We start from the raw sequence: 14,850 nt of genomic DNA, 5'->3' as shown, positions 1-14,850 counted from the left end.
TCCTTTTCGAAAAAATCGCGGCAATCAGGCTTTGCGCAACCAGTAACGGTAGACACCCGCCTCCACTTCTTCATGCACAAGTTCATGGCCAGCCAGTCGGGCAAACGTACGGAAATCACGCTGGGAACCGGCATCGGTCGCGATGACCTTCAGCACGGCACCGCTGGCCAGACGGTTGAGCTCCATCTTGGCCTTGAGCAGGGGCAACGGACAGTTGAGCCCGCTCGCATCGAGCTCGGCGTCACACGCCTCGGGGCGCGTTAATGGGTCAGACATCGTTTCTCTCCTGGCAGACACATCGAATTACAAAGCAGGCTGCGAAAGGCATCGCTGGCCAGCCAGCAAGAATACCTCACTCTGGTCAGCACGCCATTTAGCCAGCTACAGTACAGGCTCTTCAGAAAAGAGCTCCGTGCATGAATTTTTTGCGTCCTACACTGCTCACGCTCGCCTGCCTGTTTTCCGTACCGAGCATGGCCGATGACCTGCCATCCCTTGGCGACGCGAGTTCTTCCATCGTTTCCCCCGAGCAGGAACACAAGTTGGGCCGTGCCTGGCTGGGCCTGTTGCGTGGTCAGGTCAGCCAGCTCTCGGATCCGCAGCTCAAGGATTACGTCGAAACGACGGTCTATCGCCTGGCCGAAACCAGTCAGGTCCAGGACCGGCGCCTCGAATTCATTCTGATCAACAGCCCCCAATTGAACGCCTTCGCCGCACCCGGCGGGATCATCGGCGTCAACGGCGGTCTGTTTCTCAACGCCCAGACCGAAGGCGAATACGCTTCGGTACTCGCCCACGAACTCGCCCACTTGTCGCAGCGCCACTTTGCCCGAGGCATCGAAGCGCAGCAGCGCATGCAGGTGCCGGTCATGGCCGCCATGCTGGCCGGTATCGTGATGGCTGCCGCCGGTGCCGGTGATGCCGGCATCGCCGCCATTGCAGGTTCACAGGCTGCCGCCATCCAGGAACAGCGTCGTTTCTCACGCCAGAACGAGCAGGAGGCCGACCGCATCGGCATCCTCAATCTGGAAAAGGCCGGTTATGACCCACGCAACATGCCGACCATGTTCGAGCGCTTGATGCGTCAGTATCGGTTCGATGCCAGGCCACCTGAGTTTCTGCTGACTCACCCGGTCAGCGAATCGCGGATTGCCGATACCCGCAACCGCGCCGAGCAGGCCAAACCGGGCGGCAAGGAAGACAGCGTGCTGTATCAACTGATGCGTGCACGAGTTGCGCTGATCTACGAGGAAACACCCGGCATTGCTGCCAAGCGCTTCCGCGCCCAGTTGGTTGAAAACCCGAAATCCGAAGCCGCGCGCTATGGCCTGGCCATCGCACAGATCAAGGGTGGCCAGCTCAACGAGGCCCGCGAGAGCCTCAAGCCGCTGCTGGAAAAATCACCGAATGACATCACCTACAACCTGACGCAGATCGAACTGGACATCACCAACAACCGCCTGCCCGACGCGCAGCAACGGGTCGACCGCATGCTGACGCTGTACCCGAACAGCTACCCACTCAACGATGTGCGTATCGACGTGCTGCTCAAGCAGAACCGCACCGCCGAAGCCGAAAAAAGTCTTGAGGCGTTGCTGAAGACCCGCCCTGACGATCCGGACATCTGGTATGTCGTGGCCGAAACTCGTGGCCTGAATGGCAATACGGTGGGCCTGCATCAGGCTCGCGCCGAGTACTTCGCGCTGGTCGGTGACTTCCGTCAGGCGATTCAGCAACTCGATTTCGCCAAGCGTCGCTCGGCCAACAACTTTCAGCTGGCTTCACGCATCGATGCGCGGCAGAAGGACCTGATCGAGCAAGAACGCATGGTCAAGGAAATGATGAACTGACTGCGCTGTAACACCAGTACCGAAAACAAAAAGCCCGACAGTCGAGTCGGGCTTTTTGTTTGCGTTTGTCAGCCCTGTCAGGCATTGCCCGCCTGTTTCATGCGCGCTGCATGGGTGAAATCCAGCATGCGCTGCAACGGACGTACAGCATTGGGAATGACCGCAGGATCGACGAATATCTCGTTGGAGCCCTCTCTCAGGCACTGCAACGTGCGTTCAAGGGTGTTCATCGCCATCCACGGACAGTGCGCGCAACTGCGGCACGCCGCGCCATTACCGGCCGTTGGCGCTTCGATGAAGATCTTGTCCGGGCACAGCTGCTGCATCTTGTAGAAGATTCCGCGGTCGGTGGCCACGATGAAGGTCTTGTTCGGCAAACGTTGTGCGGCGGCGATCATCTGGCTGGTAGAGCCCACGACGTCGGCGAGTTCGATGACAGCTTCCGGCGACTCCGGGTGGACCAGAATCGCCGCTTCGGGATACAGCGCCTTCATATCCTCGAGCTGCTTGGATTTGAATTCCTCGTGGACGATACAGGCTCCGTCCCAGAGCAGCATGTCGGCACCGGTTTCGCGCTGGATGTAGCGCCCCAGGTGCTTGTCCGGCGCCCAGATGATCTTCTCGCCGTTGTCCATCAGGCTCTCGACGATTTCCAGAGCGCAGCCCGAGGTCACGACCCAGTCAGCGCGGGCTTTGACTGCGGCCGAGGTGTTGGCGTAAACGACTACAGTGCGCTCCGGATGCTGATCGCAGAACGCCGAGAACTCGTCCACCGGACAACCGACATCCAGCGAGCACGTCGCTTCCAGCGTCGGCATGAACACGCGCTTTTCCGGGTTGAGGATCTTGGCCGTCTCGCCCATGAAACGCACGCCAGCCACCAGCACGGTACTGGCTTTGTGATTGTTGCTGAAACGCGCCATTTCCAGCGAGTCAGCCACACAGCCACCGGTTTCCTCGGCCAGTGCCTGAATCACCGGATCGCAATAATAGTGAGCCACCAGCACCGCGTCCTGCTTCTTGAGCTCGGCTGCGATTTCGGCGCGGTAATGCGCCTGCTCTTCCGGGCTTAGCGTCTTGGGCTGCTTGGCATCAAGATGCGCTTGTACCAGAAAGCGTTCGGAAATCTGTGTCATGTTCGCGGGACCTGAGGGCGCCTGAGCGCGAAAGGCAAGTTTACACCCGAAAGACAGGCATCGAAAAAGTGCCGCAACGCCCATTGGGACGGGACCTTCCGGCACTGACGCAGGTGTCTGGCCTGCGTGTTGAATCGGTGCCGATTCTAACTTTAAAAAACTGATTTAACAGTAGTTTTCAGGATGGCCAATATGATGAGAATGACTCTTATCCATAGACCGATAGTAGATGATCAATAACCGGCTGCCTTACAGTTACCCGTTATGTTCTCCCCTGAGAAAGCCTTCCGAACAAACTTTATCGAATCGACCAGCGAGCCATTAACAGCGCCCGAATGGTCCAGGTCCGGATAAAGATGCCATTCGATCCGGCTGCCCGCTTTACAGGCATCAGCGACCAATGCTGTTTGCTGGGCCACCGAAACATCGTGATCCTGCCCGCCGGTCCCGATAAAGACTGGAATATCCGACTTCAACGTCGGATAGGCTGACGCACGGTTTATCAGGTCGAGCACTCGCTTTGGTGAGCGCTTGAAGCCGTTGTCGAAGGTGAGGTGATCCGCAATGACTTGCTGTTCGATGTTATGGAGGCAGGCGCGCTGGCTGAGTTTGAACGCAGCAACGGCACGTTCACTCAAGTAGTCGGCAGGCACAAAGGACGGATCGAGCAGCGCGCCGGTGCTGAGCCTCAACAGGTTGTAGGAGAACGTCGAAGGCGTTGATCCAACCGCTACGCCCGATCGTTTTTGCACACCGGCATAAGGCGTGCCTGTCGCGACCACACCGGCGATGTTCAACTCAGGCGCATACGTACTGGCATAGACCGCCGTCGCAAACGCTGCCCGTCCGCCCTGAGACTGGCCAAATACCACAACTCGTTTCGAGAGATGGAAACCGCCGCCCATGACAGCTCGAATACTGTCGAGGATGTCAAACGCGAGCGGACGTGTCAGCCCATAAGGGTGCTGCCCAGGCGTTCCGAGCCCCTGATAATCGGTCGCGACCACAGCATAGCCTTGTGCAAGCCACTGATTCAGGTAACGAGTGTCACGCGGACTGCGACCCGCGAAAGAGGGAGCGCAGATATCGGCACTGCCCACCGTGCCATGTGCCCACGCCATCAGCGGCCAGCCGCCCACTGGCGGGCTTCCTTCGGGTATGAATAAAGCTGCAGAGACGACAACCTGCCTTGTGCTTTCGAGACCATCGGTCGAGGTGTACAGGAACCGGATATGGGTAACTGCATTGCCAAGGCTTTGCGCCATGGGCAATGGCTCGGATCGAAGCATCGTCCCGGGCGCGGCTGGCACGCCGTCGGTCCATGTGTAGAAGTCAGGAACCGCCCCCTCCCCCGAAGGCATGACGGCTGCATCAGTACATCCACCTTGCAGCACCAGCAAGAAGATGAACAAGGCGCTGGCCGAGCGAAGGCGCAATAACCGGGAAAGGTGCATTTCCAAACCTCCAAATACCCGAGCGTGGGCGTTTCGACGTGGGTTAAGCATTAATTATATTTAATGCCTTGCTCCTTTGATCAGTCGGCATCATGACCGGCCCTGATTCCATGGCTATCAGCGTTTGCATGGACATCAAGCGACACCCGAATACACATCGCGATCTGGACGGGACACTCGACATGAAAAAGCGCATTTGTCTGCTCACCCTGCTACTTGCCTCCAGCGGTGCAATGGCCGGATCGACGTTGGACGAACAGAATATCGTTTCCTATATCGATAGCCGCAGTGCAGAACAGATAGCGCTACTTGAACAACTGGTGAACATCAACAGCGGCACCGACAACGCCGAGGGTGTCATTCGGGTCGGCAACATCATGAAGCAGAAACTCGAAGCGCTGGGTTTCGACACCCGTTGGCACGAACTTCCGGCGGAAATGAAACATGCGGGAAGCCTCGTCGCACTGCATGAAGGAAACAGGTCCGCCAAACGACTGTTACTGATCGGCCACCTGGATACCGTTTTCCCTGAAAACAGCAATTTTCAGACCTTCACCTACACCGAAGGCGGCAAGAAAGCCAAAGGCCCTGGCGTGATCGATGACAAAGGCGGCATGGTGACAATGCTCTATGCGCTGCAAGCCCTGAAGAGTACCGGCGCGCTCGACACCATGAACATTGCAGTCGTGCTGGTCGGCGACGAAGAGTTCGCCGCCAAGCCGACCACGATCTCAAGAAGCGTACTGATAGACGAAGCCAAAAAAAGCGATATTGCACTGGGTTTCGAATTCGCCTTGTCTCCCAACCAGTTGGTGACCGATCGCAGAGGCTTAAGCGAGTGGTTTCTGACCAGCACCGGTCTGGAAAACCACTCAGCAACCATCTTTCAACCTAAGACCGGCTACGGCGCGGTGTACGAATCGGCTCGTGTGCTTGATGAGATCCGCTCGAAGCTTTCCGAAGAGGATGGTTTAACCATCAACCCCGGTCTGATTCTGGGTGGCTCCACTGCAAACGAGGACGTCGCAAGCGGGCAAGGCACGGCTTCAGGCAGAAAGACCACGGTGGCCAAATCAGTACTCGTGCACGGCGACCTACGCTTCAAGACCGAGGAGCAACGACAATCGGCAGAAACCCGGTTGAAGGAAATCGTCAGCCGCCCATTGCCCCAGACCAGCAGCGAAATAACGATAAAGGCGATCATGCCCGTCATGGCCGAGCGCGACAGCAACCAAAAATTGCTGGAGGCCTACAGTCGCGTGAGTCGAGACCTGGACGGCCCGGCGCTGGAGTCCGCCCCGTCTGCCGATCGAGGTGGCGCAGACGTGTCCTATGTAAACCCTTACGTGAGTGCAAGTCTCGACGGACTGGGTGCATGGGGCACCGGCGCGCACAGCGAGAACGAAACGCTCGACGTGAGTTCTCTGCCAATCGCGACCAAACGGGCTGCGATTTTCATGAGCCGTTATTGATCAGACGTGCATGCGGCGCGAGCATTTCGTCATGTCGTGCTGCTCGCGTGACTCGTCAATAATCTGCAGGTGCCCATGTTCAGCATCACACCCTAGTGTCAAAAAGACACGTCCTCAACATTCTCAAGTCTTTAAGACTCTGTCAAAAAGACTCGAACGGTTCTTCACTCCCGTTTAACAAGCGCCCTTTCAGTGGCATGCCTGTTGCTCTATACATGACATCATCCCCATCGCAGCAGCCATTGAGCGACACCTTTCAATGGCACAGATATCGGGATTCAGTGTGTGCAACGAAGCATAAGGCAGGTTAATCCATGTCACGAACAGGCTTATCGTCCCTATTGGAAATCGAACACCCCATCATTCAGGCACCCATGGTGGGCGTTTCGACGCCTGAGCTGGCTGCAGCCGTATCCAACGCAGGCGCTCTGGGTTCTATAGGCCTCGGAGCCAGTAACCCTGAGCAGGGGCGCGAGCTGATCAGACGGACAAGGGCCCTCACCGCCAGACCTTTCAACGTCAACCTGTTCTGCCACACGCCGGCAGCGTTCGACGAGACAAGGAACCAGGCATGGTTGATGTACATGGCCAAAACGTTTGCCGAGTTTGACGCCAACCCGCCACGCGTTTTAAGAGAGATTTACCAGAGCTTCGTCGACGATCGAGCGATGCTCGACATGCTGCTGGAAGAGCGTCCGGCTGTCGTCAGCTTCCACTTTGGCGCACCGCCAAAAGAGTGGGTCGCCGAACTCAAGATGGCCGGGATCTTCACCCTGGGATGTGCAACAACATTGATCGAAGCCAGACAGCTTGAGCAGGTGGGTATTCAGGCCATCGTTGCGCAGGGCTATGAGGCAGGCGGGCATCGCGGCGTTTTTGACGATGCACCCGGGCAGGATGACGAACTGGGATTATTCGCACTTTTACGGATTATCCGTTCGTCAGTAGACCTGCCCGTTATTGCTGCCGGAGGCATCATGGACGGGGCCGGCATCAACGCGGCCATGGCGCTCGGGGCAAGCGGCTGCCAACTGGGCACCGCGTTTATCCTGTGCCCGGAATCATCAGCAACGCAGGAACATCGAGACACGCTCAAAACCGCCAAAGCTCATGAGACGCGTGTCACCTGCTGTATTTCGGGACGGCCCGCTCGTGGCATTTCCAACCGTCTCTACCTGGAGGCGCTGGACGCGAACCTGCCCCGCCCGGCGGAATACCCACTCGCTTACGACCTGGCAAAGGCGTTGCACTCGGCCGCTTCCGCCAAGGGCTGTCATGATTTTGCCGCTCAATGGGCAGGACAAGGCGCACCGTTGGCCAGAGAGCTTCCCGCTGCAATGCTTGTTCAGACGCTTGTTCAGGAAATGCTTGAACATTAAATCTCACACCCTGTTTAAAAGGTAGTCGACATGCCGCTGCTCAAAATCGATGTCATCAAAGGTCGCTCTGACGAAGCGCTGGCGACGCTGCTGGACACCGTCCACAGCGCGATGGTTGAAGCATTTCAGGTCCCTGTCAGGGATCGCTACCAGATCGTGACCGAGCATGCGCCGTCACGAATGATCGTTCAGGACACCGGGCTCGAGCTTACCCGAACACAGGATGTTGTGGTGATTACAGCGATCAGCAGACCACGCTCTGCCGAAATGAAGCAGACATTTTATAAGCTGGTCGCCGAGGGCCTGGAGGCAAACTGTGGAATATCACCGCAGGACTTGATGATCTCCATGGTCATCAACAGCGACGAGGACTGGAGCTTCGGGCTGGGCAGAGCACAGTTTCTGACTGGGGAGCTGTAAGCTCGGCACGGACAGCGCACGTAGTCGAAGTCCAGAATACGGCGCTGCCCGACCGGTGGAAAAAGACTTCACCTCTGGTCTATGCCTGATTCTCTTAAACAAACATTCACCGCAAAACGCCCCAAAAGCCTGCAACATGCCAGACAAGCTGGATATACATGCGGGCCAAGGTTGATGGTGAAGTGGATCAGCTGGCTGATGCTCCACTTCGACATCCCCTTTTCCGAATGCCCCCCATAACGTTCCGACACGGTCGGCTCGCGCCGTCATGGCCGTGATGAGCTGCTGGCAGGTAAGAAATCAATCATCATGCGAAAAACAGTTCTGTTGGCCTTAACATCCTTCTTGCTGTCGGGATGTGCCGTTTCTGAAACCAAAGCACTGAATAATCCCTCCAGTCACCTGACAGCGACACCACAGCCCGTCAGTTTGAAACTGGATGATTACACCTCATCGAAAATCGACACCGTCCTGAAGCATCAAATCAGCCCCATGGATACGGGTCAGAGAACCAACGCCATTTCAGCGTTTTTCATGGGTACGCCTTACCGTGCCAATATGCTGCGCGGCACGGACAGCATGGCAGAACAACTGGTCATTGATTTTAGAGGACTGGATTGTTTTACCTATCTCGAATATGTGGAAGCCCTGAGGAAATCGTCATCAGAATCCGATTTCGAGAAGAACCTGATCGAGACCCGTTATAAAAACGGCACCGTTGGTTTTTTGAACCGCAGGCATTTCTTCAGCGACTGGGCGAACGATAAAGACCACGCCCTGGCGGACGATTTGACGTCTCGGATAAGCCCCCACGCGGTCAGCATTGAAAAGAACCTGAATGCAAAGAGCGATGGCACGGCCTACCTTCCCGGTTTGCCCACGGTCAGGCGTACCATTACGTATATCCCCAGCAAATTCGTCGACAAAGAAGTGGTCAGTCACTTGCAAACGGGCGACTACATCGGCCTCTACACGGAGCTTCCGGGGCTTGACGTGACCCACGTCGGTTTCTTCATAAGAACGGACAAAGGTCCGGTCTTGAGGCATGCATCGCTGAAAAAAGGAAAGGTGGTCGACCTGCCCTTTCTGGACTACGTGTCCCAGAAACCCGGAATCGTTGTTTACAGACCCAAAACTCAAGCTTACCCATCACCTCCCCTCCCGACACATCCTCAACGGGATGGCGCAAGAAGTTTTCCTATCACGCCTTAACGTTCTTTCTATTAGAAATCTTCTCGAAGAAGGCTAATCTGGGTGAGCGTGGCGAAAGCCGTGTGGTTTTACCCTGATGATAAGAATGCGCTCAAACCTGCGTTGCGTTGTGAGACTGTCTTGCAGCAATCTGTTCACCGCAACGCAACGTATCCGTGGAGCTGGCCTGATCATTGATCGAGCGGCTGGCATGAACGCAGCGCCAATGAGTTCCATCCCTACTGTCTGAAGTCCCGCGAGTGGACCGGATGGCCGCACGCATTGACAAAAAGGTGTACCAAGCATGTCAACTGAATCGAAATGCCCCTTCAACCACGCTGCTGGCGGCGGCACCACCAACCGTGACTGGTGGCCCAAGCAGCTGAACCTGAAGATCCTGCATCAGCATTCCGCCCTCTCCGACCCGATGGGCGAGAGTTTCGACTATGCCAAAGAATTCAAAAGCCTTGACTTCGAAGCGGTCAAACAGGACCTGCGCGCGGTCATGACCCAGTCTCAGGACTGGTGGCCGGCAGACTTCGGCCATTACGGCCCGCTGTTCATTCGCATGGCCTGGCACAGCGCCGGGACTTACCGCACAGGTGATGGCCGTGGTGGTGCAGGTGCCGGTCAGCAACGCTTTGCGCCGCTCAACAGCTGGCCTGACAACGTCAGCCTGGACAAGGCGCGCCGCCTGATCTGGCCAGTCAAGCAGAAATACGGCCGCAAGATTTCCTGGGCTGACCTGATCGTACTGACCGGTAACGTCGCGCTGGAGTCGATGGGCTTCAAGACGTTCGGTTTTTCTGGCGGTCGCCCTGATGTCTGGGAACCGGAAGAAGATGTGTACTGGGGCTCCGAAACCACCTGGCTGGGTGGTGAAGAGCGCTACGGCGCGCAGAAGAAAATGCAGCAGCCGGGCGACGGCACGTTGGTGGCCGAGCCGGAGAATCACGCTAACGAAGAAAGCCGCACCGATAAAGGCGAGCGGAATCTGGAAAACCCGCTTGCTGCGGTGCAGATGGGCTTGATCTACGTCAACCCGGAAGGCCCTGAAGGCGTTCCTGATCCGGTTGCGTCGGCGAAGGATATCCGTGAAACCTTCGGTCGCATGGCGATGAATGATGAAGAGACCGTGGCCCTGATCGCGGGCGGTCACGCCTTCGGCAAGACCCACGGTGCAGGCCCGGCTGACAACGTCGGTCCGGAGCCGGAAGCCGCAGGCCTTGAAGCGCAGGGGTTCGGCTGGAGCAACAAATTCGGCACAGGCAAAGGTGGCGACACCATTACCAGCGGCCTGGAAGTGACCTGGACATCGACGCCTACCAAGTGGAGCAACGAGTACCTCGAAAACCTGTTTGGCTTCGAATGGGAACTGACCAAGAGCCCGGCCGGCGCGCATCAATGGACGCCGAAGAACGGCGCAGGCGCTGGCAAGATTCCGGACGCCCACGACCCGGCCAAGCGTCATGCGCCCAGCATGCTGACGTCTGACCTGGCGCTGCGCTTCGACCCGGCCTACGAGCAGATCTCTCGCCGTTTCCTGGCCAACCCCGATCAACTGGCCGACGCGTTTGCCCGCGCCTGGTTCAAGCTGACCCACCGCGACATGGGCCCGCTGGCCCGCTACCTCGGCCCGGAAATGCCGACCGAAGAATTGCTGTGGCAAGACCCGATTCCGAACGTTGATCATGCGCTGATAGACGATCAGGACGTTGCCGCACTCAAGGCCAGGATCCTCGCGTCGGGCCTTTCGGTCTCGCAGCTGGTTTCGACTGCATGGGCAGCAGCCTCTACCTTCCGTGGTTCGGACAAACGCGGCGGTGCCAATGGTGGTCGTCTACGTCTCGCTCCGCAGAAGGATTGGGCGGTGAACCAACCTGAGCATCTGGCGGGTGTTCTGAAGACGCTTGAGGGCATTCAGAGCGAATTCAACGTCGCCCAGTCGAGCGGCAAGAAGGTTTCCCTCGCCGACCTGATCGTCCTGGCTGGCAGTGCAGGCGTCGAACAGGCTGCGAAGAACGCAGGCCAGCACGTCACGGTTCCTTTCACACCGGGCCGCGCAGATGCGTCTCAGGAGCAGACCGACGTTGAATCGTTCAGCTTCCTTGAGCCGATTGCCGATGGCTTCCGCAACTACCAGAAGGGGCACTACAAAGTCTCGGCAGAGTCGTTGCTGGTCGACAAGGCGCAACTGCTGACCCTGACCGCACCGGAGATGAGTGTGCTCCTGGGCGGCCTGCGGGTCCTGAACATCAATGTCGGCCAGAGCACGCATGGCGTGTTCACTGACAAGCCAGGCACCTTGACCAACGACTTCTTCAAGAACCTGCTGGACATGGGCGTCGAGTGGAAAGCGACCTCGGGTGCCAACGACACCTTCGAGGCCCGTGATCGCAAGACCGGCGCCGTCAAATGGACCGGCACCCGTGTCGATCTGGTCTTCGGTTCCCACGCTCAACTGCGTGCGATTTCCGAGGTTTACGGCAGTGCGGATGCACAGGAGAAGTTTGTCAGAGACTTCGTGGCGGCTTGGACCAAGGTAATGAACCTGGATCGTTTCGATCTGGTTTGATGCAGTAAGCGCTCAGGAACGCCTCCCTTGTGGAGGCGTTTTTTTTGGCGGTATCTGCCCAGGCAAACGTCATGGTGAGCGCTGGGTCAGCTTCAAGCTTGCCATCGATGGCAGTCACACCCGTGTCATCGAAGGCCGCTGGAGGGAATAGATCAGATCAAACGCCGTGCAGATGATCGCGGCCAACATGACAGGAGCCTGTACTCCTATCGGCCTGCCATCCTCCTGACCATGTGCATGGGCGAAGCTTCACGCACCATAGAAGTCAACCTGACCGACCGAAGCGCTTTCCAGTTTCCCCTTCTGATCGGTTCCGAAGCCTGACACGCTTCGATGCGACGATCGATCCAGCTCTCAGGTATGCGATAGGAAAACCCCGCTGCGCTTCAATCGCACAGAAAGCAGAGTGAATGCATTTCCGAAGTCTTAGGAGAGCAAGGTGAATCTGATACCCCGGATCGAAGCAGACAGCGTCGACATCCGTCGCATACGTCACGATATTCATGCGCACCCGGAACTGGGGTATGAGGTGCATCGAACCGCCGAACTCGTCGCGTCAACTCTGGGAAATGGAACATCGAAGTCACCCGTAACGTCGGGAGAACCGGTGTAATTGGCACACTGCGGGGTTCGCTCGACGGCGCTTCGCCTGCCCGCGCCATTGGCCTGCCCGCGCCATTGGCCTGCGCGCCGACATGGACGCGCTGCCCATCTAGGAAATCAATACCATCGCCCACGCCTCCCGCAACCCCGGCGTCATGCACGCTTGCGGCCATGACGGTCATACCGCGATGTTGCTCGGAGCGGCGCAATACCTCGCCGCGAATCGGCGATTCCATGGCACGGTGCAGTTCATTTTCCAGCCCGCCGAAGAGAAAGGTGCAGGCGCCAAAGCCATGCTCGACGACGGACTACTCGAACGCTTCCCGATCGATGCCGTGTTTGGCCTGCATAACTGGCCCGGAATCCCAGCCAACACACTGGCCACACGGGCCGGTGCATTGATGGCTTCAAGCAATCGGTTCCGCATTGATATCGAAGATATAGGCGCTCACGCCGCCATGCCCCATAAGGGACATGACCCACTGCTCGCGGGTGCGCAGATCGTCACCGCGCTACAAGCGATCCTGACCAGAAGTAAACGCCCAATCGATGCCGCTGTTCTTTCCGTCACTCAGTTCCACGCTGGAAGCTCGGATAATGTGATTGAACAGAACGTTTGGTTGAGCGGCACGGTACGCACCTTTGATCATCAGGTTACAGATCTGATTGAACGGCGCATGCAAGAAATCGCCACGGGCCTGGCAACAGCGTTTGGGTGTACCGCCCGAGTCAGCTTTATCCGTGTTTATCCACCGACGATCAACGACGCTGGCCAAACTGCATTCGCGGCCACTGTGGCGCGAGAGGTGCTCGGCGCAGATCGGGTCATAGGGGACATCGAGCCGGTCATGCCTTCGGAAGACTTCTCTTTTCTACTACAGAAGGTGCCGGGGTGTTATGCCTTTCTGGGGAACGGAGATGGCGAGCATCGTGGCCACGAGCACGGCATCGGGCCTTGCGAACTGCACAACGCCAGTTTCGATTTCAATGATGAACTGCTCCCGGCAGGCGCTACCTACTTTGTACGCTTGGTGCAGGCTTTTCTGAGTCAGCCATGAACTCGCCTGCCAAAGTGAATAGGACCAAGCGCTTCGGCGCCTGTACTCCAATCGCGAGCAGAGCAGCTCTAGCGTAGCGACTGAAGGGTATTCCAAAGACTGGCCAACGACCTTACAGCTCGTTGCGTCAACGCCATGATGGAAGCCGATCAGCTCTCCGCCCTGACAATCTGCGCCGCAAAAAAAAATCTGGAAATCCGCATTTTCATGGGCCTTCCAGATTTTCGAAATGGTGGGTCGTGTGGGATTCGAACCTGGAACGCCTGCCAACGGCGACATCGGTTGACGATACGAAGCCTTGCTGCCGTGGAACTGCGAACCTCGACTTCACAGCTAAGCGCTTTACCTGTCTTTAGCCAGGTGGGGTTTATGGAGCGCTTACTTTGTATCTGTGCGAGAAGCCCAGCCAGGGTAAAGACATCGCCGCTGTCCTCGGAGCTAAGACGAGGGGAGATGGCTGCATCAAGGGTCCAAGCGTTGTAGTTACCTGGGGGATTGGTCATTTGCTGGAAACAGCTCCGCCTGATGCCTACGGAGATCATCTAAAAAACTGGACCTTAGATAGCCTTCCCATCCTCCCTCAGCAGTGGAAAGTGATTGTCAAACCAAAGACTTCCAGTCAGTTCAAGGTAGTCAAGCAGCTACTCAAAGAGGCGACAGAGCTGGTTATTGCTACTGATGCTGATCGTGAGGGTGAAATGATCGCCCGCGAGCTCATTGATTTTTGCGGGTATCGCGGCCCCATCCAAAGGCTTTGGTTGTCAGCGTTGAATGAAGCGTCCATACGGCAGGTCTTGGCAAGCGTCAAGCAAGGCGCTGAGACATACCCGCTTTACCTTTCAGCACTTGGGCGGTCCAGAGCCGACTGGCTGATCGGCATGAATTTCTCTCGCCTGTTCACACTGCTCGGGCGACAGTCTGGCTACACAGGCGTTCTTTCCGTAGGACGTGTACAGACCCCCACGCTTCGGCTGGTTGTCGACAGAGATCGGGAAATTTCAAATTTCATACCCATGCCTTTCTGGAATCTTGAGGTCCAGCTCTGGTCTGCGGGTCATTCCTTTATTGCCAAATGGTTGCCCGACGACATGATCGCTGACGAGGAAGAGCGGTGCCTGGATCAAAGGGCTGCCTCAGCTGCGCTGGATGCTCTCAGAAAAGGTCAAAAGGCAACCACTGTGTCGGTTGAAACGGAGCGCGGCCGTGACCTGGCTCCGCTGCCATTTGACCTGAGCACTCTGCAGGAGGTGTGCTCGGCAAAGTTCGGGCTCGGGGTTCAAGAAACACTGGACGTGGCTCAGGCACTTTACAAGACCCACAAAGCCACGACCTATCCTAGGACGGATTGTGGCTACTTACCGCAGAGCATGCTGAAGAGGTGCCTGTGGTGCTTGATGCGTTAAACCGCACTGACTCAACCATCGGTGAAACCCTGCTGCTAATAGACCCGGAACAAATATCGCAAGCGTGGAACGACAAGAAAATCACCGGCCCACACCATGGGATTATCCCTAAGCTTGAACCAGCGAGTCTTTCAGCGATGTCCGAGAAAGAACGGAAGGTATATGGTCTGATCCGCGCGCATTTTCTTGCTCAGTTCTTGCCGACACATGAGTTCGACCGGACGGTGGCCACCCAGCGGCATTAAAGATTAGCTAGCTACCTTGCGCGTGCGAAGTCTGCGCAAGGTCACGTAACGTCTAAAATGGAAC

10 protein-coding genes and 2 pseudogenes are annotated in these 14,850 nt (G+C 57.2%); 9 read left to right on the top strand and 3 right to left on the bottom strand.

What is annotated here, in order from left to right; all coding sequences use genetic code 11:
* Positions 1 to 24 precede the first annotated feature (24 nt).
* Complete coding sequence (locus AC0IXS_RS22100) at positions 25 to 276, bottom strand: sulfurtransferase TusA family protein (RefSeq protein ID WP_057408890.1); 252 nt, start codon at positions 274 to 276, stop codon at positions 25 to 27.
* A gap of 140 nt (positions 277 to 416) precedes the next feature.
* Here AC0IXS_RS22100 and AC0IXS_RS22095 point away from each other — a divergent pair, with 140 nt between their 5' ends.
* The gene (locus tag AC0IXS_RS22095; protein WP_057408889.1) at positions 417 to 1,850 is read left to right on the top strand and encodes a M48 family metalloprotease; all 1,434 of its coding nucleotides are present in this window, start codon (positions 417 to 419) and stop codon (positions 1,848 to 1,850) included.
* Positions 1,851 to 1,927: 77 nt separating this feature from the next.
* On the opposite strand, the gene nadA is transcribed toward AC0IXS_RS22095, so the two are convergent.
* Both nadA and AC0IXS_RS22085 read right to left on the bottom strand, forming a co-directional pair.
* Positions 1,928 to 2,986, bottom strand: coding sequence for a quinolinate synthase NadA (gene nadA / locus AC0IXS_RS22090; RefSeq protein WP_025994439.1), 1,059 nt, complete (start codon positions 2,984 to 2,986; stop codon positions 1,928 to 1,930).
* Between the two features lie 233 nt (positions 2,987 to 3,219).
* Positions 3,220 to 4,440 carry an alpha/beta hydrolase family protein gene (locus tag AC0IXS_RS22085; RefSeq protein WP_191954219.1) on the bottom strand — a complete coding sequence of 407 codons (1,221 nt, stop codon included), beginning with the start codon at positions 4,438 to 4,440 and terminating at the stop codon, positions 3,220 to 3,222.
* 182 nt (positions 4,441 to 4,622) lie between these two features.
* On the opposite strand from AC0IXS_RS22085, the gene AC0IXS_RS22080 reads away from it, so the two are divergent.
* The 8 genes and pseudogenes from AC0IXS_RS22080 to AC0IXS_RS22045 all read left to right on the top strand — a co-directional run.
* Positions 4,623 to 5,912, top strand: a complete 1,290-nt coding sequence (locus AC0IXS_RS22080) for a M20 family metallopeptidase (protein WP_122667691.1) — start codon at positions 4,623 to 4,625, stop codon at positions 5,910 to 5,912.
* A gap of 314 nt (positions 5,913 to 6,226) precedes the next feature.
* Entirely contained in the window at positions 6,227 to 7,291 is a 1,065-nt protein-coding gene (locus AC0IXS_RS22075; protein WP_471825676.1) for an NAD(P)H-dependent flavin oxidoreductase, read from the top strand.
* A gap of 30 nt (positions 7,292 to 7,321) precedes the next feature.
* Positions 7,322 to 7,711, top strand: coding sequence for a tautomerase family protein (locus AC0IXS_RS22070; RefSeq protein ID WP_057408887.1), 390 nt, complete (start codon positions 7,322 to 7,324; stop codon positions 7,709 to 7,711).
* A 309-nt stretch (positions 7,712 to 8,020) separates the two neighbouring features.
* Positions 8,021 to 8,923: a DUF1460 domain-containing protein gene (locus tag AC0IXS_RS22065; protein WP_122667625.1), complete on the top strand. Its 903-nt coding sequence runs from the start codon at positions 8,021 to 8,023 to the stop codon at positions 8,921 to 8,923.
* 283 nt (positions 8,924 to 9,206) lie between these two features.
* Positions 9,207 to 11,477: a catalase/peroxidase HPI gene (gene katG / locus AC0IXS_RS22060; RefSeq protein ID WP_122667626.1), complete on the top strand. Its 2,271-nt coding sequence runs from the start codon at positions 9,207 to 9,209 to the stop codon at positions 11,475 to 11,477.
* A gap of 64 nt (positions 11,478 to 11,541) precedes the next feature.
* Positions 11,542 to 11,887, top strand: a pseudogene (locus tag AC0IXS_RS22055) (putative ATP-dependent zinc protease); the annotation flags it as partial.
* A gap of 381 nt (positions 11,888 to 12,268) precedes the next feature.
* Positions 12,269 to 13,138 (top strand): amidohydrolase, encoded by an 870-nt coding sequence (locus tag AC0IXS_RS22050; RefSeq protein ID WP_341539504.1) that lies wholly within the window; start codon positions 12,269 to 12,271, stop codon positions 13,136 to 13,138.
* 383 nt (positions 13,139 to 13,521) lie between these two features.
* Positions 13,522 to 14,774, top strand: a pseudogene (locus tag AC0IXS_RS22045) (DNA topoisomerase); the annotation flags it as partial.
* Positions 14,775 to 14,850 lie beyond the last annotated feature (76 nt).

The organism is Pseudomonas sp. AC016 (assembly GCF_979253365.1).
This window is presented reverse-complemented; position numbering and strand designations above follow the sequence as displayed.

Bases quoted from the DNA above. Each gene is read 5' to 3' on its own strand.
- AC0IXS_RS22075 (WP_471825676.1), top strand. From the start codon at position 6,227: ATGTCACGAACAGGCTTATCGTCCCTATTGGAAATCGAACACCCCATC.
- AC0IXS_RS22100 (WP_057408890.1), bottom strand. From the start codon at position 276: ATGTCTGACCCATTAACGCGCCCCGAGGCGTGTGACGCCGAGCTCGAT.
- katG (WP_122667626.1), top strand. From the start codon at position 9,207: ATGTCAACTGAATCGAAATGCCCCTTCAACCACGCTGCTGGCGGCGGC.
- AC0IXS_RS22070 (WP_057408887.1), top strand. From the start codon at position 7,322: ATGCCGCTGCTCAAAATCGATGTCATCAAAGGTCGCTCTGACGAAGCG.
- AC0IXS_RS22095 (WP_057408889.1), top strand. From the start codon at position 417: ATGAATTTTTTGCGTCCTACACTGCTCACGCTCGCCTGCCTGTTTTCC.
- AC0IXS_RS22050 (WP_341539504.1), top strand. From the start codon at position 12,269: ATGTTGCTCGGAGCGGCGCAATACCTCGCCGCGAATCGGCGATTCCAT.
- AC0IXS_RS22085 (WP_191954219.1), bottom strand. From the start codon at position 4,440: ATGCACCTTTCCCGGTTATTGCGCCTTCGCTCGGCCAGCGCCTTGTTC.
- AC0IXS_RS22080 (WP_122667691.1), top strand. From the start codon at position 4,623: ATGAAAAAGCGCATTTGTCTGCTCACCCTGCTACTTGCCTCCAGCGGT.
- AC0IXS_RS22065 (WP_122667625.1), top strand. From the start codon at position 8,021: ATGCGAAAAACAGTTCTGTTGGCCTTAACATCCTTCTTGCTGTCGGGA.
- nadA (WP_025994439.1), bottom strand. From the start codon at position 2,986: ATGACACAGATTTCCGAACGCTTTCTGGTACAAGCGCATCTTGATGCC.